Source organism: Ktedonobacter racemifer DSM 44963 (assembly GCF_000178855.1).
GTDB classification, from domain to species: domain Bacteria; phylum Chloroflexota; class Ktedonobacteria; order Ktedonobacterales; family Ktedonobacteraceae; genus Ktedonobacter; species Ktedonobacter racemifer.
Map to the genome: position 1 here is coordinate 123,895 of NZ_ADVG01000005.1, position 22,178 is coordinate 146,072.

25 protein-coding genes and 1 pseudogene are annotated in these 22,178 nt (G+C 52.3%); 11 read left to right on the forward strand and 15 right to left on the reverse strand.

Features of this window, described 5'->3' with window-relative positions; translation table 11 throughout:
* Positions 1 to 30: 30 nt before the first annotated feature.
* From KRAC_RS54610 to KRAC_RS54625, 4 genes are all read right to left on the reverse strand, one after another.
* The gene (locus KRAC_RS54610) at positions 31 to 309 is read right to left on the reverse strand and encodes a hypothetical protein (protein ID WP_007921883.1); all 279 of its coding nucleotides are present in this window, start codon (positions 307 to 309) and stop codon (positions 31 to 33) included.
* 75 nt (positions 310 to 384) lie between these two features.
* The gene (locus KRAC_RS54615) at positions 385 to 1,092 is read right to left on the reverse strand and encodes a DUF4386 domain-containing protein (protein WP_007921885.1); all 708 of its coding nucleotides are present in this window, start codon (positions 1,090 to 1,092) and stop codon (positions 385 to 387) included.
* A gap of 120 nt (positions 1,093 to 1,212) precedes the next feature.
* Positions 1,213 to 1,794: a hypothetical protein gene (locus tag KRAC_RS54620; protein WP_007921886.1), complete on the reverse strand. Its 582-nt coding sequence runs from the start codon at positions 1,792 to 1,794 to the stop codon at positions 1,213 to 1,215.
* Between the two features lie 504 nt (positions 1,795 to 2,298).
* Positions 2,299 to 2,595, reverse strand: a complete 297-nt coding sequence (locus KRAC_RS54625) for a hypothetical protein (protein ID WP_157508246.1) — start codon at positions 2,593 to 2,595, stop codon at positions 2,299 to 2,301.
* Positions 2,596 to 3,501: 906 nt separating this feature from the next.
* Here KRAC_RS54625 and KRAC_RS73250 point away from each other — a divergent pair.
* Positions 3,502 to 4,005, forward strand: coding sequence for a hypothetical protein (locus KRAC_RS73250; RefSeq protein ID WP_007921890.1), 504 nt, complete (start codon positions 3,502 to 3,504; stop codon positions 4,003 to 4,005).
* A gap of 229 nt (positions 4,006 to 4,234) precedes the next feature.
* Here the strand turns inward: KRAC_RS73250 and KRAC_RS54640 are convergent, their stop codons facing one another.
* Positions 4,235 to 4,384 (reverse strand): hypothetical protein, encoded by a 150-nt coding sequence (locus KRAC_RS54640; RefSeq protein WP_157508250.1) that lies wholly within the window; start codon positions 4,382 to 4,384, stop codon positions 4,235 to 4,237.
* A gap of 129 nt (positions 4,385 to 4,513) precedes the next feature.
* A complete protein-coding gene (locus KRAC_RS54645) occupies positions 4,514 to 5,230 on the reverse strand; it encodes an IS6 family transposase (RefSeq protein WP_007921892.1) in 717 nt (238 codons plus the stop codon).
* A gap of 176 nt (positions 5,231 to 5,406) precedes the next feature.
* On the opposite strand from KRAC_RS54645, the gene KRAC_RS74235 reads away from it, so the two are divergent.
* The 5 genes from KRAC_RS74235 to KRAC_RS54670 are packed head-to-tail and all read left to right on the forward strand — an operon-like array spanning position 5,407 to position 7,492.
* A complete protein-coding gene (locus tag KRAC_RS74235; protein ID WP_007905169.1) occupies positions 5,407 to 5,922 on the forward strand; it encodes a helix-turn-helix domain-containing protein in 516 nt (171 codons plus the stop codon).
* Entirely contained in the window at positions 5,919 to 6,398 is a 480-nt protein-coding gene (locus tag KRAC_RS74240; RefSeq protein WP_244422345.1) for a hypothetical protein, read from the forward strand. The genes KRAC_RS74235 and KRAC_RS74240 overlap by 4 nt, the downstream gene beginning before the upstream one ends.
* Before the next feature lie 14 nt (positions 6,399 to 6,412).
* On the forward strand, positions 6,413 to 6,754 hold the full coding sequence (locus tag KRAC_RS77725; RefSeq protein WP_244422610.1) for a hypothetical protein: 342 nt from the start codon (positions 6,413 to 6,415) through the stop codon (positions 6,752 to 6,754).
* A 5-nt stretch (positions 6,755 to 6,759) separates the two neighbouring features.
* Positions 6,760 to 6,960: a hypothetical protein gene (locus KRAC_RS75045; protein ID WP_040448482.1), complete on the forward strand. Its 201-nt coding sequence runs from the start codon at positions 6,760 to 6,762 to the stop codon at positions 6,958 to 6,960.
* A gap of 4 nt (positions 6,961 to 6,964) precedes the next feature.
* On the forward strand, positions 6,965 to 7,492 hold the full coding sequence (locus KRAC_RS54670; protein ID WP_007921896.1) for a transposase: 528 nt from the start codon (positions 6,965 to 6,967) through the stop codon (positions 7,490 to 7,492).
* Positions 7,493 to 7,637: 145 nt separating this feature from the next.
* On the opposite strand, the gene KRAC_RS54675 is transcribed toward KRAC_RS54670, so the two are convergent.
* Positions 7,638 to 9,518, reverse strand: coding sequence for a sensor histidine kinase (locus KRAC_RS54675; protein ID WP_157508254.1), 1,881 nt, complete (start codon positions 9,516 to 9,518; stop codon positions 7,638 to 7,640).
* A gap of 222 nt (positions 9,519 to 9,740) precedes the next feature.
* Between KRAC_RS54675 and KRAC_RS54680 the strand changes: the two genes are divergently transcribed.
* Positions 9,741 to 10,031, forward strand: coding sequence for a hypothetical protein (locus tag KRAC_RS54680; RefSeq protein WP_007921900.1), 291 nt, complete (start codon positions 9,741 to 9,743; stop codon positions 10,029 to 10,031).
* An 82-nt stretch (positions 10,032 to 10,113) separates the two neighbouring features.
* On the opposite strand, the gene KRAC_RS54685 is transcribed toward KRAC_RS54680, so the two are convergent.
* Positions 10,114 to 10,653: a DsbA family protein gene (locus KRAC_RS54685; protein WP_007921901.1), complete on the reverse strand. Its 540-nt coding sequence runs from the start codon at positions 10,651 to 10,653 to the stop codon at positions 10,114 to 10,116.
* 423 nt (positions 10,654 to 11,076) lie between these two features.
* On the opposite strand from KRAC_RS54685, the gene KRAC_RS54690 reads away from it, so the two are divergent.
* Positions 11,077 to 11,646, forward strand: coding sequence for an elongation factor P (locus tag KRAC_RS54690; protein ID WP_157508256.1), 570 nt, complete (start codon positions 11,077 to 11,079; stop codon positions 11,644 to 11,646).
* A 186-nt stretch (positions 11,647 to 11,832) separates the two neighbouring features.
* The gene (locus KRAC_RS54695; protein ID WP_007921903.1) at positions 11,833 to 12,087 is read left to right on the forward strand and encodes a ubiquitin carboxyl-terminal hydrolase 14; all 255 of its coding nucleotides are present in this window, start codon (positions 11,833 to 11,835) and stop codon (positions 12,085 to 12,087) included.
* A 124-nt stretch (positions 12,088 to 12,211) separates the two neighbouring features.
* On the opposite strand, the gene KRAC_RS54700 is transcribed toward KRAC_RS54695, so the two are convergent.
* The 5 genes from KRAC_RS54700 to KRAC_RS74245 all read right to left on the reverse strand — a co-directional run bounded on the left by KRAC_RS54700 (position 12,212) and on the right by KRAC_RS74245 (position 17,359).
* Positions 12,212 to 13,366: a Kelch repeat-containing protein gene (locus KRAC_RS54700; protein ID WP_007921904.1), complete on the reverse strand. Its 1,155-nt coding sequence runs from the start codon at positions 13,364 to 13,366 to the stop codon at positions 12,212 to 12,214.
* A 120-nt stretch (positions 13,367 to 13,486) separates the two neighbouring features.
* Complete coding sequence (gene tal, locus KRAC_RS54705) at positions 13,487 to 14,620, reverse strand: transaldolase (RefSeq protein ID WP_007921905.1); 1,134 nt, start codon at positions 14,618 to 14,620, stop codon at positions 13,487 to 13,489.
* Between the two features lie 98 nt (positions 14,621 to 14,718).
* Positions 14,719 to 16,374, reverse strand: coding sequence for a pentapeptide repeat-containing protein (locus tag KRAC_RS64465; protein ID WP_007921906.1), 1,656 nt, complete (start codon positions 16,372 to 16,374; stop codon positions 14,719 to 14,721).
* A gap of 9 nt (positions 16,375 to 16,383) precedes the next feature.
* Entirely contained in the window at positions 16,384 to 16,875 is a 492-nt protein-coding gene (locus tag KRAC_RS64470; RefSeq protein WP_338010169.1) for a universal stress protein, read from the reverse strand.
* Between the two features lie 343 nt (positions 16,876 to 17,218).
* Positions 17,219 to 17,359, reverse strand: coding sequence for a hypothetical protein (locus KRAC_RS74245; RefSeq protein WP_007921909.1), 141 nt, complete (start codon positions 17,357 to 17,359; stop codon positions 17,219 to 17,221).
* 351 nt (positions 17,360 to 17,710) lie between these two features.
* On the opposite strand from KRAC_RS74245, the gene KRAC_RS54720 reads away from it, so the two are divergent.
* Entirely contained in the window at positions 17,711 to 18,268 is a 558-nt protein-coding gene (locus tag KRAC_RS54720) for an Hsp20/alpha crystallin family protein (protein WP_007921911.1), read from the forward strand.
* A gap of 147 nt (positions 18,269 to 18,415) precedes the next feature.
* On the opposite strand, the gene KRAC_RS54725 is transcribed toward KRAC_RS54720, so the two are convergent.
* Together KRAC_RS54725 and KRAC_RS80565 are read right to left on the reverse strand one after the other, a co-directional pair.
* Positions 18,416 to 19,102, reverse strand: a complete 687-nt coding sequence (locus tag KRAC_RS54725; protein ID WP_007921912.1) for a BON domain-containing protein — start codon at positions 19,100 to 19,102, stop codon at positions 18,416 to 18,418.
* A 129-nt stretch (positions 19,103 to 19,231) separates the two neighbouring features.
* Positions 19,232 to 20,003, reverse strand: a pseudogene (locus tag KRAC_RS80565) (aldo/keto reductase).
* Between the two features lie 440 nt (positions 20,004 to 20,443).
* Here KRAC_RS80565 and KRAC_RS54735 point away from each other — a divergent pair.
* A complete protein-coding gene (locus KRAC_RS54735; protein WP_007921913.1) occupies positions 20,444 to 22,117 on the forward strand; it encodes an FAD-dependent oxidoreductase in 1,674 nt (557 codons plus the stop codon).
* Positions 22,118 to 22,178 lie beyond the last annotated feature (61 nt).

The following is a 22,178-nucleotide window of genomic DNA, read 5'->3' on the forward strand; positions in this document are numbered from 1 at the left end:
TAATCACTAGGTAAGCACCCACCCGGTTGCTCAACCGCTGCAGTTCGAGGTTCCAGTCGAATTACCAGCTGGGTACTTCCGCCGAAACACGATCATCAGCAGGGGACCGAAGAACAGCAGACCGCCAGCACTGGCCGCGACCGCTGCAGTGCTACCGTTCGACGTCCATTGCCAGGTTGCCCCGGCCACGGCCCCCAGCACGATCGCGATAGAGATGACTATGAAGATGCGGAAGAATGTGGTCAGCCGGCCAAGCGGTCGATCTGGGTAGTCGACCGAGAACTGGACGGGATACATCGCCTGTTCCATAATTGCTCCTCCTTCGTGCCCTCACTTCCAGCGAGTGGCATTATTTCACGTTGGGATTTACACTCTGGCTCCTCGTCACATCGACCGAGTGATGGGTGAGGGCTTAAAGCCTTTGACGACCAGCCAGACGCCCAGGGAAAACTCCCATAGCGCGATCGGGAGTGCGAACAGCCCTGCCAGAGGGGCATGCTGCCCGATGAGACCGAACAGCACGGCGAGGTCGCTAGCAACCAGAAGGGGCGCTCCGATGAGTCCGAGCAGGGGAAGAACCCGCGGCACCAAGCGCGACTGGTACAACAGGGAGCCCAGCAACAAGGCGTTCACGGCAGGAATGAAGCTTTGGCTGAGGAGGAAAATCCGGTCATACAGGGCGACCAGCGCATGGCCGGTGACCAAAGCATCTGCTCCGGCTCCGGCCTGCCGCAAGGTCACGACCGCCAGGAGGCACGCGACGCCAGCGAGGATGGCGCCGCCTTCCAGGACTCGCGTGCCGACGAAGCCCATCGCGACCCCTTCGTTCTGCCTCTTGACCACTGGGTACAGCGCGACGGCGGTGCCGATGCCGGCGAGGGCCACGATCATCTCCAGGATGGCGCCGAAAATAACGCCAGTATCCGGGCCAGGCCCGACGATGTACTTCGGATCATGCACCGGAACGTAGAGAAAGAGGGTCGGGATCGAGACAAAGCTGAGCAGGTAGAGCGCGCCCGCGACAAGTGCGGTCTTCCTCAGTGAGTCCATCGGGACTCGTTTCGTTGCTGTGGTTTGGTCGGTGATGATCATGTCGTTCTCCTTGTGTGGATTGGTGAGCGCCTATCGAGTGCTCCATCAGTGCCCTCCGCCGAGCAGGCCACCCGCTGGCAGCGGGTGGGGCAACCACTGCCGCCTCGGCATCGAGGCTGGCTACTTGTCGGGGTTAATTCTGGCGATGAACTCTCCCCCCATGTCGATCAGTATGAGGAGCCCGGAGTTTGCGGCTAACTTTATTTGGTCGACCGATGTCAGCCTATGCCCGTTTACCGTCTTGGCAAGGGGTACGATTCCCCCACCTATCGAGGTCATCGTAGGCACGCAGGCACCGCTAGAGATGCCCTGAGCACTGCAGAAGACGAGGAAGCCGTGATACCGAACGTTGAAGTCGCCATGGTTCTCTTCATGGGTTGGCGTGTCTGTGACGTGGTCGTGCAGGAAGGGAGAGAAGGGACCTGCGCCCTGGGGGGTGCCGGTCTGTGGCGCTATTACGTAGAAGTTGGTCGTTGGCGCGGTGGTTGGCGGGGGGGTGAGGTTGATAAACGTCATCTTGAACTGGTGTCCGTCCACCCAGACCTTCTCGAAGCAGGGTGTCGTCCCGGTAACACCGCAATTCGGAAGGCCTGCGGCCTGGGCAAAGGGAGCGGACGCCAAGACGAGTGTCAGGGCGGCGACGGCTATTGCGGCGATACGGACGAGGATAGTATTTGGGGAACGGGTCATCATGCTCATCATGTTTGTGTCTCCTTTCTTGAACGACCGTGAGGAGTTTCACGGTCTCTTTGAAACTGGTCTGCTCGTGGGGTCTTTGGATCGGTCTGTGTCATAACAATGCTCCTTGTTCTCCCGTTGACAGGACACTTTTCCTGTCCAGCACCATTTCCAATAATATGTGAGTATGCGGCGAGTAGGCGCGCCCCATGAGGTGTCTTCCTCACTCAGTGATCACACAGGAGAGGGGAGGACATCGAGGAACAAAGCATTCGTCCCAGTGTCTCTTTCATGACTCACGATTTGCTCCTGTTCTCGGCAGTTCGCTACGAAGTGTTCTGCCATGAGCAGGCGTCGGACCGTCATCACTGAGGGCTCTCAACGAATAGAGGGACACCAATTGTTCGCGCGCGTAGCGGGGCCGGATGGGGCAAGCGGCAATGATTCCTGCTTTGCCTCACCGCCCTCACCTCTCGGGCCCTAGCAATTGCGCTCCTCCTTTCGTTTGTGCATGTCGGTTTCCCGTTTTCAGGAGGAGCTCCCTGTCATCTCTCTGCACCAGGGGTGTCGGAGGTTCCCCGACCTGGGCTTGCGGCTGTTGGTGCCGGATGTGTTGGTCAATCGAATTGAGCACATTGTGTAAGGCCGTATTTTGCTGGATGGCTCTACTGCTGCTGTAATCAGCAGAGGGTGGATGGCTAGCCCAACCGCTCCTATTGCAATCTGATCGACCCAGGTCTGTGCTCCTACTTTCACGAGCAGCCCACCGTTGACACGCTGGAAGGAAATCGCGAGTGCCTTATCAAAGCCTGTGATGGTTCTCAAGGTGCTTTCCTTCTTCAGTTGAATGGTGGTCTGGTTGACATCACCAAATTGTTGTGCCTCGTACCCCTGTGCCTGGTACTCAACCACAAGCGCTTGGGCAATCGGTGGAATAGTGATCTCCTGGGTCGGATAGAATCGTGTTTCTATGGTAGTCCTTTTCCTGTTGGATGTAAGTAAGGGGTGCGTGTGGTTGCTGAGAGATCAAACCATCGTAGTCGCATCTCTTGCTCCTCGTCAAATCGAGCGAGGGGATGTCCAGTGGCATTTACTGGGGAAAACAGAAGCAGGGAAGTGCCGAAGCTGTTCCTGGTGAAAGACAAAGCAGGATTGCTCTTCTTTCTCATTCCATCATGTCACGAATGAATAGGGCTTGTCAAGAGATAAACGAATCTCATTTTTCTGTATGCTTTATGAGATTGGAAAAGTATGACGAACAGAAGAGGCCCTCATGGGACGTACTCTCTCATTCAACGTTTGTATCTGATGTCGATTCCGCTCTCTTTCCCAATTTACAACCGTCGAGTGTAGGAGGCCGCTCCCAGGACGGTTTTATCAAGCAAAGAGGAGCTGTTTGCGGAGGTTGGCCGGCGGGGACTGGTGATTTACGGCAGTCTCTTTGAGGAGTGGCAGAAGTCTGGTGTGATGGCGGTGAGCCGTCGGAAAGGGCGAGGGAGGAAGAAAGGAGTTGCGGGTGGTGGTCGCGGCAGCAGGTGGAATTGTTATGTACGCTCTGTCGCATGAAGCGGGAGCAGAAGCTGACGTCACTGGCGCCGCAATGCAATATCCCCGTCTGGGTTTGGATGTACTGGGGGAGGGATATGGTGTGAGCCTGGAGCAGGTGAAGCGCGCGAGGGAGACGTGGTTCGACTCCGCTATCCTACTCGCGTGCGGGAGGTTAGACCGAGTGTGCGGCACCTGGTGCGCCTTATCGGGAATACTGACGGGAGCTATGAGAAGCGCGAGGCGCAGCGCTGCGTCGAGGAGTGGTTGCTGTCTGAGAATGGGAGTGTGGAAGCGCTGGCCGATAGCCTCGCGCACGTCTATGATGGCGAACAACCGGCAAATGGGCCCAGGGATCTTCGGTTGACTCCTCTGCTCGTGGCACGGCAAATCCAAGGGCGAGTATTGGGGCTCAAGGCATTGTCTGCTGGCCGCACGTTTTCTGACCAATGGTGGTGGTGGGCGCGTCACGCGCACCTGCACAGCGCGGCTGACTTCTTTGCCCACCGAGGCCAATACGAGCGGGAAACGGCGGGGACTGAAGCGGCCAGGCTTTACTCTCTAGAGAATGTCGTGCAGGTGTGTTCCTCGGCATGCCTGTTTCTGGATAGATATGTTCAGGCAACCACGCTTCTGCCTCTCCAGGAGCAAAGATCACCTCATGCGCTAGCAGGGCTCGCCCTTCACTGATCACCTAGCGCGGTGAGCAACGCAAAAGCCCTCGTTCTTCCTTGTCGCATCTCCTCCTCTTGCTCTCTTTCCTTGTCTGTGGAGATGGAAGATGCGCGTCCCCTGCTGAAAGGAGCACGCGGCCCCTCCCTACTTGGTTTTGTGTCGTGTGCCAGCCATGGTGAGCGGCACTCTGCTTGTGTTGGACGACGTGCAAGCCCCATCGAGAGAGAGGGGCAGAGCCTTTGTGTCAGCGAAGCACCTGGGCGAAGATGAGGCAGCAGCGAAGATAGGTATAGTACTGGCGCCATTCTTGTGGAAGGGTCTCCAACACGCGGTCATAGGCGGCGGGTTCGATCTGCAGATGCGTACAGATGGTGGACTTGAGTGCGAGAAACACATTGAGGATATTCTTCTCGACGAGGGGTCCGATGGGTATTGTCAACTTAACGAGGAAATAGAAGAGCTTTTTGAAGAAAAGGGAGAAGGAGGAGGAAAGAAGCGGAATATTGGAGAGGATGGTGTGGGGTTAGGCGACAGTTTTCCCATTGGTCACCTCGTTCCACGCCAGGAAGCGATCCCGTATGAGGGCACGGTAATCTCTGGCAGTGAGGCGATGCCGTTTCAGACGAAAGTGATCCAGGATCGGCCCAAATGCTGAGAGAAACCGTTGGGCCTGTCCTGGGGATTTGAAGCGTCGCATGGTTCGCTCGCGTTGCCGAGTTGGTTGGTGCGAACGCTCTGCGCAATTGTTGAGTCCTTTGTGCTGACGATGTTCTACACTTTGCAGGATCTCCTTCTTCGCTGCAGCGTAGCTGGCCAGTTTGTCAGTGATGATCACCCGTGGCACGTATGGCAAGCCCTTGAGCAGTTTCCGGAAAAATTTCTTGGCTGCTTGTTTGTTCCGTCGGCTTTGCACCAGGATATCCAGGACATTTCCATACTGATCAACAGCTCTCCACAGATAATGAATCTTGCCATTGATCTTGAGATACACTTCATCCAGGTGCCACTTGTCACCCGTTTTTGGGCGACGACGTTTCAGTTCATTGGCATACGTCTGGCCAAATTTCAAACACCACTGCCTGATGGTTTCGTAGGTCAACGCCACCCCACGCTCTGCCATAATCTCTTCAACATCACGGAAACTCAAGGAGAAGCGGAAGTACAACCAGATGCAATGGACAATAATCTCAGCCGGGAAGCGAAAGCCTTTGTAGAGGGATGCAGGTGCTTGTGTTTTCATGAATGTGAGTCTATCAGAAATTGGAGCCACTCAGCAAGTTGACAATACCGCGCGCCGTGCGCCTGGAGAACTTCCGAACAAGCGATTGGGGGATACTCCGTACAGTGGGAGGCACGATCGCACTACCCAGTGCAATCGTCCAAAAGAAAGTAGGAAAGTAGCCGATATGAGAAGGTATGCAACCCATTTTCATTCGACCACTCACCGAATCCGAGCGAGCCCATATCGAGGCTCACTTACGCTCCGGCTCAGCCTTTGTGCTACGCCGTTGCCAGATCCTTCTGGCTTCAGCCCGTGGAGAGCGAGCCATCGCCATTGCGCGGCAGCTGGGCTGCGACGACCAGACAGTGCGCAATGTGATCAAAGACTTCAACGAGCAGGGGCTCGACGTGCTCAAGAAGGAGTCCTGTCGCCCTCATCGGCTACGCACCAGCATTGCCGACGAGAATCTGCCAGCCTTGCGCGATCTGCTCCATCGCAGCCCGCGCGATTTTGGTATCGAGCGCAATCTCTGGTCTCTCCCACTGGTGGCGCAAATCTGCTTGTCACAAGGACTCGTAGCTGCCCCGACCACTGCTGCCAGTGTCCGCCGCGCGCTCAAGCGCTTGGGCGTCAGTTGGAAACGAGCCAAGCACTGGATTACCAGCCCCGATCCGCAGTATGCACGAAAAAAAAGGCTCGTGACCGCTTGATCGCGTACGCTCAACCCCGCTCTGATTGGGCCATTGGCTTCCTCGACGAGGTCTGGTGGAGCCGATTTGCTCTTCCACGCCTTCACACCTGGCAAGATCCAGAGTACCCAGTCCGTTTGGTTGAGCAATCCTGGCAAAAGAATGACCCTGACCCAAAAGCATTGGCTTGCTATGGTGTCCTCTGGCAAAACGGAACCACGGAGGAACCCGTGCGAGAGCAGATGTGGCTTCGTTTTGTCACAGGACGCCCGGTGAGTGAGATCACCATCCAGTTTCTGGACTGGTGTTGTCAGCAATTGGCCGCACAAGGCAAACGTCAGTGGCTCCTCATCTGGGACAACGCCTCCTGGCATGAAAGCCGCGAGAGTGCGCACCTGGATCAGAAAACACAACCTCGCTGTCAAACAAACGGACGAAGGGGTACGGATTTTGCCTTTCCAACTGCCCACCAAAAGTCCCTGGCTCAATCCAATTGAGCCCAAGTGGGTGCATGGCAAACGCAATGTGGCCGAAACCAATGGGCTGCTTTCGGCTCACCACCTCGCTGAGCGAGTCTGTGCCTATTATGGGTGTGCATATGAGCCACATTTATCTCTTCCCGAAAAGGTTTCGTAATCTTGCACCAGGGATGCAGACGGAGTATCTTAACCCCCGTGTCATCTTGTTGCACCTCAATACGAGCACGCCCTGGGGCGAACAAGATGAGGCGTTTTTTGCCGGGTTGCAGGCGCGGGAGTTCTTTCAGCGCTGGGAACCTCTCTACACTGTCCCGCCAGCGCAAAAGCGGGACCGTGACGGTCTACGACCAGGAAACGCCGGAAAAAAAGACTGATTGAATTGGCGTGCGAGCACGCAGAAGCGGATGGGATTGTCCAACTCAATGAAGACGAAGCTGGCCCCTATCAGGCCATTCCCCAGCCTGGGGCCTCCTGGCAACGCGAAGGACATCCCGCGAGACAGCCACATGAGTATGAGCGGGGAGACACCGCCAAACTCTTGACGCTCTGCGCGGCCCGCCACTGGAGAAATCCGCGCTAAAGGGGTGCTCTCGGCTCCCAACGCAGTGTTGCATCCCTGGCTCACCGAGCAACTCACGCAGGTGTTAGCCGAGATCGAGAAGATCCACCCACGAGCAGAACTGCCTCCTGAAGAGCAGCGCCCGACCTGCGCACGCTGGGAAACGTGGCTGGGTTATCCCCCACACAATCCCGAGCCCCCCTTACGCATCGTGCTCGTGCTGGATAATCTGGCGGGGCACCTCTCGTATGATCTGGTGCGTTGGTTCTTCGAGCATGGAGTGATGCCGCTCTACACGCCCATTGGGGGGTCGTGGCTGAATATGGGCGAGTCGCTGCAACGCATCATTGTGCGCCGCGCCCTCGCGGCCCAACATCCCCAGACGGCTCAGCAGGTCATCGAGTGGTTGGAGCAAGCCGTGGCCGGCTGGAATGCTGATCCTACGCTCTTTGTCTGGAATGGCAAGCGCCGCAAGCGTCGTGAACGCGCTCGCCTGCGGCGGTTAGCCGGTTCTGGAGCAGCCATGCAAGTTTGTAAGCCAATTGGCAGTTGACCCACTAGGGGAACACTACCAAGTCTTAAGAGGCTAGAGAGCGACAATGCCTCCTCATATACACTACTCATTTACTACTCAATGATAGTTGGAGCAAGCTATTCTCCAAGCTCGCTCCAACTATCTCCTATCATAGGAGGCTTTTCTAGTGGGACGGATCCAGTTTATCAGCAGAAGACTCGACGATTGGCAGTATAAACCAGAATGTTGTGCCATGACCTGGATCACTTTGCATGCCAACGTGCCCATGATGATACTCAATAAAGGCCTTGCAAATGTAGAGTTCTAGACCTAGGCTAAGATCTAATTCATGTTGTACCGCAACCCCCTGCGTGCGATAAAATCGATCCCATACGTGCTCTTGCTCCTGTAGCGAAATGCCAGCCCCGTGACTATGTACTGAAACACGTGCCAATGCGCCCTCTCTCACGACTTGAGTACGCACGGGGCAATCTCTTGGTGAATAGGTAAGGGCATTCTTCAGGTAAATGAGAAGCACCCGACGAATACTTTTCTCGTCAGCGATAACGGGGATGACTTCGCTAGTAGGCGTAATTTCTAGAAGAATCTTATGATCTAGTATCCGCTCCTGCTGCTCTCGCACAGTTTCTTGAACAATCTGGCTCAGATCGCATCGCCTCATGTGTAACGTAAGTGTATGTGTCTGAATACTAACATCATCTAGCATATTTTGAATCATCCACTCTTGCAAACGCGCACTTTGCGCAGCTTGCTCTAAGGGCTGGCGAAAGTACTCCAATCTCTGCGCGAGTATCTCTGGATGATCCCTAGCTTGACGTTGTAAAACATCTAAACGATGCAGAGCTAACTGGAGATTGCCGATAATGGCGGTTAGAGGCGTTCTTAATTCATGGCTGGCAAGATACAGAAATTCATTAATGATTTTATCTGCTTCCTGGCGCATGAGTGCTTTGCCACGCGTTCCATTCAGTTGATTCAACGCACTGACACACTCAATCACAAATACTATCAAAGTTGCAACAGATTTCGCTAACGTGATCTCTTCAGGAGTATAGGCGTTGTCAGAATCGCTTCTGGCTATAAGCAAAATCCCCGCTAACTGCTTGTCAACAAAAAGGGGGACATGCAGTGTCAACAAGCCATTCCTATCAGAGCGCTCATAAAATGGGAGATGAATACGCGAGTATGGCAAAATGACAACCTCACCTGAATATAGTTTGGCTCTAATCTGCTCGTCATAGAAGTCAGCAAGAGTGTAACGCCCACTGTTCTCGCGCCGAATCTGTTCCTGCTCCGGCTCCAGTCCGCTCACAGCAACGTAATAGAGATGATTCTCAGGCGGCCTAAGAGAGAGAAGCATAACCAACTTACAGCGTAGTATCTGAAGCACCAGATTAGTCAATTGCTGTCCAATGTAATGCATACTTGGAGGAAGCAGGAACGGCCCTTGCTCCTCGCGTGGGAGAAGATCAACAATGGTAGGAAGATAGGTGATTGCAGTGAGCAAAGAAAGCAACGCCTGCAGGGATTGATTGCTTTTTTGATAGTGTAGTTCTTTTTGACGAAGCTCTGTCACATCGTGAAAGACGTGGATCATTCCTCTCTTTTGCTTCCTCTGATCGATCTTTTGCTTCCTCTGATCGAAAATAGGCACAGAACGAACTTGCACATATGCCTTCCGCCCTGAAGGAGTTTTGATAGATATAGTGTGCACGTCACCAGCGTCAGAGGTTTGATCTTGTACCAATGTAGTTGGACATTGATCTTCATTATGAATGACATAATGGGAGAGGAAGTGGTTATAGTCTGTTCCGAGATAGGATGTTTCTCCAGAAATTTCAAACATTGCCAGCGCTGCAGGATTGATTAGCACAATCATATTATCAGGGTCACAAATAATAATGCCATCGGCGATTGATGTGACGGCGGCCTTGAGTAAACTCATTGGCGCAACAATCTTAGATCGTTTCTGCTTTGATATAGCGCTGCAATCGTTATGCTGGTAACCCTTGTCCACTTGAAGTCCCATTCTGCTTTCGCTCATTCAGCGTAGCCATCTTTTACGAAATGAATGAACATCTTTCTATACGCTGTGTTAACAAATGATGCATTGTATTTTTTATGGAGAAAAAGCCAAGAGCTTTCTTCTTCCAGTGTGAACTTCCTACAAAAACGGGGCAATCGTTATTAACAACTGTATTTTGCTGCTGTCAATCCCAGTGTTTTTTCTTTTGCATAGGCTGGTGATAGAAGGGAGTTGAGACAGATGAACTACGCATTGATCAACTTACAAAAAATACAAGCTATCGTTAATACTCTAGCACAATACGCGGATACAGTTGATTCGCTAGAAACAAATATCAAATTGATGACTCAAGGGCCTCCTTCCGAAGACATGTTCGCATCCGCTGAACATGACGTGGAAGGCATGGAAGTGACATTTCGCGAGGCTGAAAAGCTCGCTAGAACCATTCGGGAAGAAATCGACGAACAGCGTTGGAGGATAAAAAAGATCAAAGAGAAAAAGGAAAAAGATAGGAATAAGAACCAGGCTTAAACCTGGTTCTTATTCCTATCCACATTTACCACTACACAACACATAACACGTCTCCCCTATTGCAATTAATGCACTTTCACGTCTATACGACGGCATTGATCGCCGCCAAGAGAGTTTGAAGATCATAAACACCTTCGTAACGTAGACCATTAATGAAGAAGGTGGGTGTGCCGTTTACACCACTTCTCGCTCCGCTTAGGAGATCCTTGATCACGCGATCTGCATACTTGTGCTCAGCCAGTTCCCTCACGAACCTATCCTTATCGAGGTCAAGTGCGGTTGCGTAGAGGACTAAATGCGTATCATCGAGGGCCCGCTGATGCTCGAAGAGGGTATCATGCATTGCCCAGAACTTACCCTGGGCGCCAGCGGCTTCCGCCGCTTCCGCAGCCCGCTCGGCATGGGGATGGATCTGGATGAGTGGGAAATGACGAAAGACTAAGCGTAGCTGATCTCCTAATAGTTGTAGAACCTCTTTAACAGTGAGATGGGCCATGCCACAATATGGACACTCATAATCTCCGTATTCTACTAAAGTCACAGGGGCGCTCTCTGGTCCCAACACGTGATCTTGCTTGCTTACTGGTGGAGTAAGCGTTGTAACTCCTGATCTTTGTATCATGTCGATCTTTCCTTCGTCATTGAGGTTGGATAGTAAAGACACTACACCACTTCCTGACGATTTACGCAAGGACGATTTACGAGATTGGGAGAAACCACTTGAAAAACCTCAACGTAGATCGCTTTACGAAAAGGCGTACGATTACGTGTAGCTGCGAAAGCTGCTCATATACCTTAATTAATTGTGACCTATACATAAAAGTCAGGAGTTACGCACAAAGGATATATTCTAACTCAAAGCCATAGCAGTGTTTGTTTCACCTGATCCTCATGCCCAAATTATTCTCATCTACGACGAATTACTATTTTTGACTTGCCGCTTGTCACACCTTTCTCCATGGTCATTCGTGTTGATGTCAGGAGGTATGTCTTCTACACAACAAATCTTATGAAGACGTTGTATAGTGCGGAAGCGGGGTGCTTCATGATTACAGCAAGTGACATCACCAAGGGGGTCACTATCCAGGTCGAAGGCGAACCCTATACAGTTGTCAATTTGAAGAAGGTTACCAGGGCGCAAGTTGATCCGGACATAAAGGTAAAGTTGCGCCACATACGTACACATGAATTGATTGAGCGAACCCTGGATGCGCATTATCCAGTAGATATCGTCCCGATCGATCGCCTTGCCGTCGTCTTTACCCATTGGGATGGTGAGTTCTATCACTTCGCAGACATCGGTTCCGACAATCCCGACGATCCAGATGAGTTTCAACTCCCACCAGACATGCTGGGGAATGCGGCCAAATTCATCGTTGATGATCTGGAACTCGAGATGCTGCTGCTGAACAGCGAGCCGGTTGGCGTTGAATTACCGTCCTCGGTCATCATGCGTGTGAAAAGCGTTGACATGGTTGGGCGTTTCTGGCGCGCCATCATGGAGGGGCCCGCGAGACTTGAAACGGGCCTGGCTGTCATGGTTCCCCCTATCGTCTCCCCAGGTGACCGCATCCGCGTCAACACGGAAAACGGAGAATACATGGAGCGCGTCTAAGAGATACACACATCGACTCCATCTCCAGGGTTCAGGCGACTGGACGAAGTTGCCTGAACCCTCCTCGCTGCCAAACATCCTGAAATGATGCCTGGAGAGCAGATGACATCATTGATTTATTGCAGCCTTAGTATGGTCGATAGCATACTTCCGTCCCCTCACACCGTTTCTAAGGAGAACAAAGATATGATTGCTTGTACACATCTTGATCTAGTACAAGATGTCGAGCCTCGCTCACGAGGGTGTGAAGAGTGTTTGCAAATGGGAGATACGTGGGTACACCTACGCGAATGCCTCATCTGCGGTCATGTTGGTTGCTGTGATTCTTCAAAGAACAAGCACGCAACGAAGCATTTTCACAAGACATTACATCCCATCATACGCTCCCTGGAACCCGAAGAAGACTGGCGCTGGTGTTACATAGACGAGGTGCTTTTCTAGGAGAGCCGGGGTACATCAAAGCCAAACATCTCTAAAGCCTACCCTAGCTCCCACCCAGGACGAGAAGGAGGCATACAGGCTTATCAAACACATTGTGCCTGCCAATCAGTGCATGGGACACATCTTAACGGGGCATAACAAAGATAAACCTCTCGACTGAAGCCAGGACCTTTCTGCTGGAAAACTGAATCCCGCCTGTAATGAGAACTGTCCCGTCTTGCAGGAGGGTCGCGGTGTGGCAGCTGCGTGCTTCGTTCATATCGCCACCATTTGTCCAGCTTCCGTCCAGGGGGGAGCTATCAGGTAGCATTTGATAAAGTTCCGCTGAACGAAGACTTCCAACATCAGTTGGTGACCCTTTAGAGGTCGTAAAGTAGTTTCCTCCAGCGACCAGTACAACTCCTTCCTGGAGCAGGGTGCTGGTATGCCTATGGCGCCGCTGCTGCATGCTGGCGGTCTGCTGCAGTTTGTGAGTAATAGGATAGTAGCGCTCCTCGACTGGAGTATCTGCGTGCTCAAAGAAACCAGCTAGCGCATTGGCGCTTAATCTAGTGCCCCCGCCAGCCAGGAGGACAGTGCCATCGGGCAGGAGAGTAGCGGTATGCCAGGCGCGAGCATACTTGAGCGGCAATGTATCATCCAGGGCATCATGCCCTGGATCATAGAGGTTAGACGCAAAGACAGGATTCTCCGCCTTGCCGATGAAATTCGAGCCGCTGAACAGGAGCATATACGTGTCCGCGAGCAGTGTACCGGTCCCAGCATAGCGGCAGTTACCCTTTGCCTTCTGGTGCCACGTTTCGGTAATAGGGTCAAACCGCTCGACCAGGTCGAGGCTAATCGCAGGTTCACCGACGACCCCGCCGTTGCCGTTGGCAACGAAAACCTCCCCACCAGGAAGAAGCGTGGCGGCGTGTTCTGCATGAGCGCTGATCATGTCTGGAACTCTCTTCCAGGTGTTGGTAGTAGGGGAGAATAACTCAGCAGATGCAAGGACCGGGATCCCCACACCAGATTGTGCCGCCTCGTATCCACCGGCAACGAGAACCTGCCCATCTTGCAAGAGCGTCGCCGTATGACCCCAACGTGGGTCGTTCATCGACCCAGTATGCGTCCATTCGAGCGTCTGAGGGTCAAAGATCTCGGCGGTTGACCTGGTTGGCCCCACATCCAGCCCATTCCCGCCAGCAACTAAGACTCGGCCATCTTGCAAGAGTGTCGCCGTATGGCCCCAGCGTGTCTCATTCATTCTGCTGACTGTTTCCCAAAAGCCCGTCATAACAGCTCTCCTTCTCGTTTCTTCGCTTCTATCGAGGAAAATGGATTGAACTACCTATCGACCAGTGTTCAAAAATAGACCCACTCATACTAGCCAGCAACAATATCCGCAGGCCCTCATTCACGGCCGCCCCATTACACTTTGTTTGTCTTGAGTTCCTTTATACATTGCACAGTACGAAGCAGCAAACTTCTGTATGCCCTCCTCTTGGAGTTGCTGTGTGACCTTCTCATAAGAGATGCCTATCTGCGCCAGCGATGTAAGTACATTGCTCGCCTGGGCAAGATCCCGCTCGATACTTAAATGCACTTCCCCATGATCACGAAAGTGCTCTATAGTTTCCAGCGGCATGGTATCTACGGTGTTTGGCCCGATCAGTTCTTCCGCGTACAAAACATCGCGATATGCGGGGTTCTTCGTACTGGTACTGGCCCACAGTGGGCGCTGCAACTTTCCCCCTGCTCGCGCAAGCGAGGCAAAACGTGCTGAACTAAACACCTGTCTGAACTCCTGATAGACCAGACGCGCGTTCGCAATTGCAGCTTTCCCGCTCAATGTGGCGATTTTGTGCTGCTCTAAGGGATCTCGTGTGTTTTTGATCTTCTCTTCAAGCAATGAATCAATCAGCACATCCAGGCGGCTGACAAAGAAGCTAGCAACGGATGCGAGATGTTTTATATCCAGGCCTCGCTGCAGACGAATCTCTAAGGCGCTCACATAGGCTTCCGCCACCCGGCGATAATTCTCCAGAGAGAAGATAAGCGTCACATTGACATTGATGCCCTCCGTCAATGCCTGCTGAAGCGCGGCAATCCCCTCCGGCGTTCCTGGTATTTTGATCATGAGGTTTGGGCGTGCAATCATATCCCAGTACCGACGCGTATCCTCAAGCGTTCTCGCGGTATCGTGAGCAAGTTCAGGCGAGACTTCCAGGCTGACATATCCATCTTGTCCACCCGTTGACTCATAGATGGGATACAGCATCTCGGCCACTGTACAAACATCGGTTGTCACCAACGTGTCACAAATATCTTTGGCGCTTTTACCCTCACGCATCAGCTGCTGCATCTGCTCGTCATAGGCATGTCCAGCTCGTATGGCTTTTTCAAAGGTGGTGGGGTTGGCCGTCACTCCTACAACGCCGTCTTCCTCAAGGAGACGGTGAAGTTGTCCAGACTTGATCTGGGCACGATCAATATTGTCATACCACAGGCTTTGTCCCAATGGCCTCAATTGAAGTAATGGATTGCTCATAGCCTCATCTTCTTTTCTGCTTGCTGGACTCCGTCCAAATAAACACGTAGCTCGCTTGTTAGGCGTTTCTCCAAAAAGAGCTTCAGAGTATCAGACTCTCACTTTCCCAAGAAGCGCTGGGTGAAGGTCGCAATAAAGCTGACCTCGATCAACAGACCCAATACTGCTTCTATGGCAGCCAGTCGCGCGAAGGCATCTCCTAATGACATGTTTTGCAGCAAGAAGCCACGTCCATGAAAACTGACCACGCTCAAAACGAGTGCCTCGTCCCAGCTAAGATGGGCAGAGGGGATAAATAGATAGAGACAAGTGAAGCAGAAGATAACGATGAGATAGGCAAGCAGGCTCCTTCCAGGCTTATATCCGTAGCCTGCAAGCAGGTCAAGGCAGGTTGAGAAGAGGTATGCTCCAAGCTTACTTTGCCGCCGCAAGACGATACGTTGCAAGATTTGCGCGCGGTAGGCGAAGCGCGCCGCCTCCTCATCGAGTCCCTGTGCCCGCAACGCCACGGCGAGCTGACGATTGGCTCGCACCGCTGCCTCATACTCCTCCAACCGGGTGACCCTATCTTTTCTCTTCCCCGCGTGTAGGGCCTGTCGTGCTTCGTATTCATCACCAAGCATGTCTATTTGTGCCCACTGCACGACCGCGAGATTAACGTTGCCCCATTGTGCGTCTGCCAGCGAAGGGCCAATGCGCGGCTCACCGCTTTGCGAAACATTTTTCAGTTGTGTGTCCACACCATGTGATCCGCTGAGTTTGACCCCCTCCAGGTGGGCTTTATAGAGAAACGTCCGCTCCAGGTGAGCCTTATACAGAGATGCTCCCTCCAGAAATGCCTCGTTGAGGTATGCTCCCTCCAGATGAGCCCCACTCAGGTTTGCCTTCTGCAAATAGGCCCCACTGAGGTACCCTTCCTCTAGATGTGCGAAACTGAGATTGGCTTGCTCTAGATAAGCCGAACTTAAATAGGCTTTTTCCAGGCGGGCTGCGCTCAAGTCAGCCTTCGTTAAATGCGCTCCATTAAGGTATGCCCCCTCCAGGCGCGCTGCTACGAGGTTAGCATTTTGTAAATATGCCTCGCTTAGATCGGCTTTTGCTATGTTAGCTTCCTTCAGGTTGGCATTCTTTAGAAATGCTCTAGCGAGGAATGCACGCTCCAGGTAGGCTCTGGCGAGGTTTGCCTGTTCCAGGTGCGCTTCATACAGTGAGGCACTCTCCAGGTGGGCTCCGATAAGATCAGCTTGTTCCAGGTGAGCCTCACTCAGATTGGCTCCCGTGAGCAGGACTGCGGCGGCGGCACGTTGTTCCGCGGTGGCTTCATCCCACTCTTTGCTGGTAAGACTACCGCGCAGGCGTGCCAGTGGAAGGGCGTGCAGGTCTTCAAACTTTAGATCCGCACCTCGTAGATCCAACCCCAGGTGGGGCTCTCGACCCTCATCATTGCCTTCACAGGTCCCCCTCCCTTTCATGGATATTGAAAGCAGCCACTCGACGTCCGCACGACTCAGTTTTACCCCTTTGAATGGATAACGGCAGTGTATGATGTCCGGAACTGTTGCAAGATAGCGGGATAATTGTTCCTGGCGTTCCTGCTCAATCTCGGGCTCAATATTCCAGGGTTCCTGGTGCTCTTGCCTGGTTGTATCCTTCAGGGGAGATGTAGAGAAGATAGCGTCTCGCGCTGCATTCCGCTGATTGTCACTCGCCCTTCTCGCGTCTGCTTTTTTTTCGTTTTCCTTATCAGTAGGCATGGTTCTTTCCTAAGTAACAGAACTTTCCTTCGCGTTCTCTCTTTCCTGTGTAATTATGGTTGCTTGTCCTGCACTGAGTACCAGGACCTCACAGGGCGCATTTTTCAGAACGTACTCTACAGCTGGGTCTAATTGATACCCACCACCACGTATACGCGCCGGGCTATTTGCTATCAGGATCATATCTATGGCCTGCTCTTCCGCTTCGCGTACGATTGCCACACCTGCCTGGCGTGCTTTGAGGATGCGCTTTGTTACCTTGGTGATATAGCGTTTGGCAATGACTTCAGCGCGATCCAGCAGTTCGAGTGCTCGTTTTTCATCTTCCTCGACACGAGCATCCAGGGGAAGCCAAAAGGGAACTTCAAGCACTATTAGCAGTTCAACATACCCATCTCGATACTTTGACATTTGGGTTGCCAGTGCTACTACACGATCAGTGAGAGTATCAGCGCTTAAAAGAGGAACAAGAATACGACGCAGGTGGCTCACCGACCGCACTGCTTGCGCAGCAATTCGTGTCCGCTCAGTATCCTTCGGCAGGTGCAAACATCCAACCCAACACGCCCATAATAGAGGCGAGGAACACGATGGCAATCAAGACACCAAAGACATTAATTTGTATTGGGTTCATCATAAGTGTTTTTGCCTCTGTCATTAAGTTACCTGACACTCACCTTTTACGACCCCATCTGTAACCGCAAGTTTGCTTGCGTATACGCACGCAGCTGCACGACCTCTAGAGTAATAAAAGTCAGTCCAAGAACCACGAGCATCCATGCCTGAACTCCAGCCATCATCCCACGAACGAAAATAATGATACCAAGCGGAATAATGAGCAAGCTCACCAGGAGCCGATATCGTTCACGCCATAATAGGAACCCCAGATTCCAACAGCGCGGCGCAGATTGGGACTTTCTTGGGGGGGCCCAGTGGCGGTGGTATTGTTCAGTTGAGCTGTCTCTTGCGTCTCTTCGCCGATCATAAATAAACCTCAAATATAAACGATAATACTAATGATGCATTCCAAGTCTTTTATTAGTATACTACCCTGGTTTATAAAAAATGAGCTGGAGAATAACACAAAATCGAAACAGACACCGTTTGGAGGTAGTAGTCAGGTAGCATCGTAATGAAAGGGGCATAGTGGAGACATGTGCCAGAGATGTTACGTATCCTTTTCTCCAAACGTAGTTTCCATAGAACGAAACACAAGAGAAAGCTCGACATCAGTATTCCTTGAACAAGCAAGGAGCAGGAACTATTCGAGCCTATCTCATTCGTTCTTACGTACCAAGATGAAGTGCAGAAGATTGAAAAGGAAAGGGTTTATCCTATGCTCATTCGCTCAGATCCACTACGCGGGGTGGCAAGTTTACGTCAGGCCATGGATGATGTGCTTGAGCAAAGTCTTGTGCGTCACGGATGGCCGGAAACCTTGCCACAAATGCTTCCTCCTATGGATGTGGAAGAAACTGACCAGGGCTATCACATTCGCTTGTCCGTCCCAGGTTTTAACCCAGAAAACCTTGAGGTCATTGCACAGCCAAACACACTGACTATTCGAGGAGAGATTAAGCAGGAAGAAACAGAACGGCAGAAGCGAAAGAATTTGCTGAGACGAGAAATTCGTACAGAAGCGTTTGAGCGCAACGTCACCTTTGATCGCCCACTTGATCCTGATAATATCACCGTTTCCTACGAGAACGGCATCTTGGAATTAGACATTCCTGCGCGCGAAGAGGCGAGAGCACGTCACATCAGTGTTACCAGTACCAAGCAAGCAAAAGCGATGGGAGCAGGTCAAACTGAGCAGGCAGCACAAGGTGGACAAACGAAGCAGCAGCAAGCGCAAGGTGGACAAACGAAGCAGCAGCCACGTGGACAGGGGTGAGGCTTTAGTTAAAGCGGTGTGGAAATGCGCAAGCATTTCCACATTTGTCTTGCTCAAGGTGATAGAGCTGTTCTCAATAGGCCGCTGTTAGTGGGACTCTCGTCTTATACCCCTGCATAGCAACAATATGGGGTTTCTGACAGGATCTTATCCAGTAATGGGCTCCAAGGCGGGATCAACCTCGATCTGGTTTTCAACTTCGGTGACACCGGGAGCCGACCACGCGCTCTCTTCCGCCACCAGTTTCTCCATATTCGAATGCACCTTACCACGTAGGATAACCTTACTTCCCTTAACCTCAACCTTAATATGCTTTGCGTCCGTCTCCGCATTGCGGACCAGAGCTTCTTCAATCTTTAGCTTCAGGTCACCTGGCACCGGATTGGGTTTGACCGTGATAAGATTGGTGATACCTTTGACCCCTGGTATGCGTTGAACAACATGTTCGGCTTCTCTCTTCTGGAAGTTGTATTCAACCTCACCCTTAAGTGTTACCCAGCCGTTGCTTACCCTCACATCCAGATCATCAATTGGAACGGGCACATGCCAGGCGAGGGTATCTTTCACAGATTTCGCAAGGCTATCATCGGTGCGCTGAGCGGAGCCAGCCAGGCGAACCTCAATTTCATTGATGACATCCCTGACTCCACGAACGCGGCGAGCAGCGGCCTCGGCAGCAACCTTTTGCACATATGAATCGACCCAGCCCAGCAACGTGACGACCCCATCCCTGGTAATGACGCCGATTTCATTTGCGCGGACACGTGGCTCCCACCTCAATTCATTCAGCACATCCTCTTGAATTTCTTCATCAGTACGTGGGCTAATCGCCATGGTGTGTGCCTCTTTCTCCTATTTCCACTGTAGAGTCTTCAACACCTACCGTTTCCGTTCTATCAAACAATAGTTTCAACCTGATCTTGGTGCAGCCTTCAATGCTTGCCATACATGTCATGATCCGCATTAGAGCATCTCAAGCGGCCGCTTCGCGGTTGGTGGCGGAAACGCGCTGTCAAGCATGGCTAGCTCTTGTTTCGAGAGGAAGATTTTGAGCGCTCCGCAGTTCTCCTGGGTGTGCTCTGGTGTACTGGCTTTGGGAATAGCATTCACTCCATCAAGCCGGATTACCCAGGCAATTGCCAGCTGAGTCGGCGTCACTCCGTGACTGGCAGCTACTCTCTGAAGCACGGGATGATTAAGCAGTCGACCCTGCTCAATCGGCGAGTAGGCCATGATTGGAAGATTACGCGCACGACACCAGGGCAACAGGTCATACTCGATACCACGCCGAGTGAGGTTGTAGAGTACCTGGTCGGTCGCGACGTCTGCACCATTGCGCGTGATAACAAGTTCTTCCATATCGAAGACATCGAAGTTACTGACGCCCCCAGTGGCGAATTTTACCGACACGGGCTAAATCAGCGAAAGCATCAAGTGTCTCTCTCAATGGCACAAGGCCGCGCCAGTGTAGCAGATACAGGTCGATGTAGTCTGTTCCGAGGCGCATCAGGCTTCCTTCACAGGCCGCGATTGTCCCGCCCCGTGTTGCATGCTCTGGCAACACCTTGCTGACCAAAAAAACTTCGTCGCGCCGCCCAGCAATCGCCTCGCCAACAAGTTCTTCAGCAGCACCATCAGCGTACATTTCAGCTGTATCTATCAGTATCATACCGAGATCGAGGCCAAGGCGTAATGCCGCGATCTCGTCATCTCGATGTCGCGCGTCTTCCGCCATGCCCCAGGTCCCCTGTCCAAGCACTGGAATTGCCTTCCCGGAGGGAGCTTTATCGTGCGCATGGCAACAGGCATGGTAATTCTCCTTTGTCTGGTAGACAAACTTCGCTAAGGCACTGCTGAAGAGCCTTTCTACTCTCCTGGCTTTATAAGATTCTGGTAACCAACCTTGCAGGGCGATGAAATCTTCATTCCCATCTTTACTATAAACGCATGTATATTATTTATTTACTCAAATGACAGATATCATAAATGTAAATCTTTGTCAAAGTCATAAATAGAGAATTTTCCTAAAGAGAGACCATGACTCGTGTAAGAATCGAACCTCCTAAGATCTTCAGATGCGAAAGGGAGAAACCTCTTTTGGCAACCAAGCGTGTAGTAGACTGAGAGAGAGCGATTTGTAGAGCATTAACACTATTAGTTGAACTGGGGTCAGATATGACTAAGCCTGCTCTCGTTGTAGTGGATGATTCGCCCACCACTTTGCATCAGCTTGAACATGATCTCCAACAGAAATACGGAAACCGCTTTCGCATCCTTGAAGCGACCTCGTGTCAACAAGCCATCGATCAACTTCGAGAGATGAATGTGCAAAACGAGCCAGTTGCCGCTCTCCTGGTTGATGCGGACATGCCAGAGATGCAGGGCTCAGAGTTTCTACAAATCGCACGCGCCCTCTATCCCAAGGCCAGGCGCATCTTGCTCACCACCTACGAGGATAGCCGAGCAGCCATCCAGGCCATCAGCTCCGCACTCATCGACTATTACATCATGAAACCATGGGAACCACCAGAAGCCAATCTCTATCCCGCACTCGACGATCTCCTGGCTGACTGGCTGGCTTTCTATGAAACCTCCCAGAACCAGCTACGCCTTGTAGGCCATCGCTGGTCACCCCAGATGCATGAGATTGGCGACTTCCTGGCACGTAACCGCATCCCCTACCAATGGCTCCATGTCGAAAACAGCTCGGAGGCGAATCAGGTACTGACTCAGCTAGGTCTCAGTCTGAGGAATTTGCCTGTTGTGATTTGTCCAGATGGCTCTTACCTGGTCAAACCCAGTTTAGTTCAGCTTGCGGAGAAAATCCACCTCAAGACGCATGCAGAGCAACCTTTCTATGACCTCATCATCATTGGCTCGGGGCCTGCCGGACTTGCAGGGGGAGTCTACGGCGCCTCAGAGGGGCTGCACACCCTGCTCATAGATCAGGAAGCAGCAGGGGGACAGGCTGGAACCAGTTCGAGAATCGAGAACTACCTCGGTTTTCCAGTGGGATTATCGGGAAGCGATCTCGCCTGTCGCGCCGTTATCCAGGCCAAACGCTTTGGGGCGGAGATCATCACGCCGCAAAAGGCCACAAAAGTGCGCCTGGATGGACAGTACCGTTGTGTTGAGCTAGGTGACGGCACAGAATTACGTTGCCATGTCCTCGTGCTCGCCTGCGGGGTCTCTTACCGCAGATTGGATGTACCAGGAATTGGACACCTGACGGGGAAGGGAGTCTACTATGGCGGCTCCGTTACTGAGGCCATGACTTGTATAGATGAAGACGTGTATATCGTAGGTGGCGCGAACTCGGCTGGTCAAGCCGCCATTTACTTTGCAAAATACGCTCGTCATGTGACCATGTTGGTACGTGCCGACTCGCTTGCAAAAGACATGTCCAGGTACCTCATTGATCAGATTGCGAGCACACCCAACATCGAGGTCAAAACGAGTACGCACGTCATTGCCGCCCATGGCAAACAGCACCTCGAAAGCATCACAATCTTCAATGACATCACCCAGGCTGAGCAAACGCTGCCCGCAACCTCACTCTTCATCTACATAGGAGCTGAGCCTCACACGGAATGGCTACAAGGCATAGTGCAGGTGGATGAGAAAGGCTTTATCCTGACCGGTTCGGACCTTATTCACGAAGGGCGGCTTCCAGAGGATTGGGCGCTTGATCGCGAGCCATTCCACCTGGAGACAAATGTACCTGGCGTTTTCGCCGTCGGCGACGTACGCCACGGTTCTGTCAAACGCATCGCCTCCAGCGTCGGCGAGGGAGCCATGGCGGTCATGTTCGTACATCTTTACCTGGATAACATCGCCCTCAGAACGTAGTGGTTTTCATCCAATTGTTTACTGCTCATGCGAGAAAAGTCGCTCCAGGTGCGGCTAAGGA

Excerpts from the sequence above, each read along its gene's own strand:
- KRAC_RS54720 (WP_007921911.1), top strand. The coding sequence starts at position 17,711 with ATGCTCATTCGCTCAGATCCACTACGCGGGGTGGCAAGTTTACGTCAG.
- KRAC_RS54735 (WP_007921913.1), top strand. The coding sequence starts at position 20,444 with ATGACTAAGCCTGCTCTCGTTGTAGTGGATGATTCGCCCACCACTTTG.
- KRAC_RS64465 (WP_007921906.1), bottom strand. The coding sequence starts at position 16,374 with ATGCCTACTGATAAGGAAAACGAAAAAAAAGCAGACGCGAGAAGGGCG.
- KRAC_RS54615 (WP_007921885.1), bottom strand. The coding sequence starts at position 1,092 with ATGATCATCACCGACCAAACCACAGCAACGAAACGAGTCCCGATGGAC.
- KRAC_RS54675 (WP_157508254.1), bottom strand. The coding sequence starts at position 9,518 with ATGAGCGAAAGCAGAATGGGACTTCAAGTGGACAAGGGTTACCAGCAT.
- KRAC_RS74245 (WP_007921909.1), bottom strand. The coding sequence starts at position 17,359 with ATGATCGGCGAAGAGACGCAAGAGACAGCTCAACTGAACAATACCACC.
- KRAC_RS54690 (WP_157508256.1), top strand. The coding sequence starts at position 11,077 with ATGATTACAGCAAGTGACATCACCAAGGGGGTCACTATCCAGGTCGAA.
- KRAC_RS54685 (WP_007921901.1), bottom strand. The coding sequence starts at position 10,653 with ATGATACAAAGATCAGGAGTTACAACGCTTACTCCACCAGTAAGCAAG.
- KRAC_RS54725 (WP_007921912.1), bottom strand. The coding sequence starts at position 19,102 with ATGGCGATTAGCCCACGTACTGATGAAGAAATTCAAGAGGATGTGCTG.
- KRAC_RS77725 (WP_244422610.1), top strand. The coding sequence starts at position 6,413 with ATGGCAAACGCAATGTGGCCGAAACCAATGGGCTGCTTTCGGCTCACC.
- KRAC_RS54695 (WP_007921903.1), top strand. The coding sequence starts at position 11,833 with ATGATTGCTTGTACACATCTTGATCTAGTACAAGATGTCGAGCCTCGC.
- KRAC_RS54610 (WP_007921883.1), bottom strand. The coding sequence starts at position 309 with ATGGAACAGGCGATGTATCCCGTCCAGTTCTCGGTCGACTACCCAGAT.
- KRAC_RS54645 (WP_007921892.1), bottom strand. The coding sequence starts at position 5,230 with ATGAAAACACAAGCACCTGCATCCCTCTACAAAGGCTTTCGCTTCCCG.
- KRAC_RS54700 (WP_007921904.1), bottom strand. The coding sequence starts at position 13,366 with ATGACGGGCTTTTGGGAAACAGTCAGCAGAATGAATGAGACACGCTGG.
- KRAC_RS74235 (WP_007905169.1), top strand. The coding sequence starts at position 5,407 with ATGCAACCCATTTTCATTCGACCACTCACCGAATCCGAGCGAGCCCAT.
- KRAC_RS54620 (WP_007921886.1), bottom strand. The coding sequence starts at position 1,794 with ATGATGAGCATGATGACCCGTTCCCCAAATACTATCCTCGTCCGTATC.
- KRAC_RS54680 (WP_007921900.1), top strand. The coding sequence starts at position 9,741 with ATGAACTACGCATTGATCAACTTACAAAAAATACAAGCTATCGTTAAT.
- tal (WP_007921905.1), bottom strand. The coding sequence starts at position 14,620 with ATGAGCAATCCATTACTTCAATTGAGGCCATTGGGACAAAGCCTGTGG.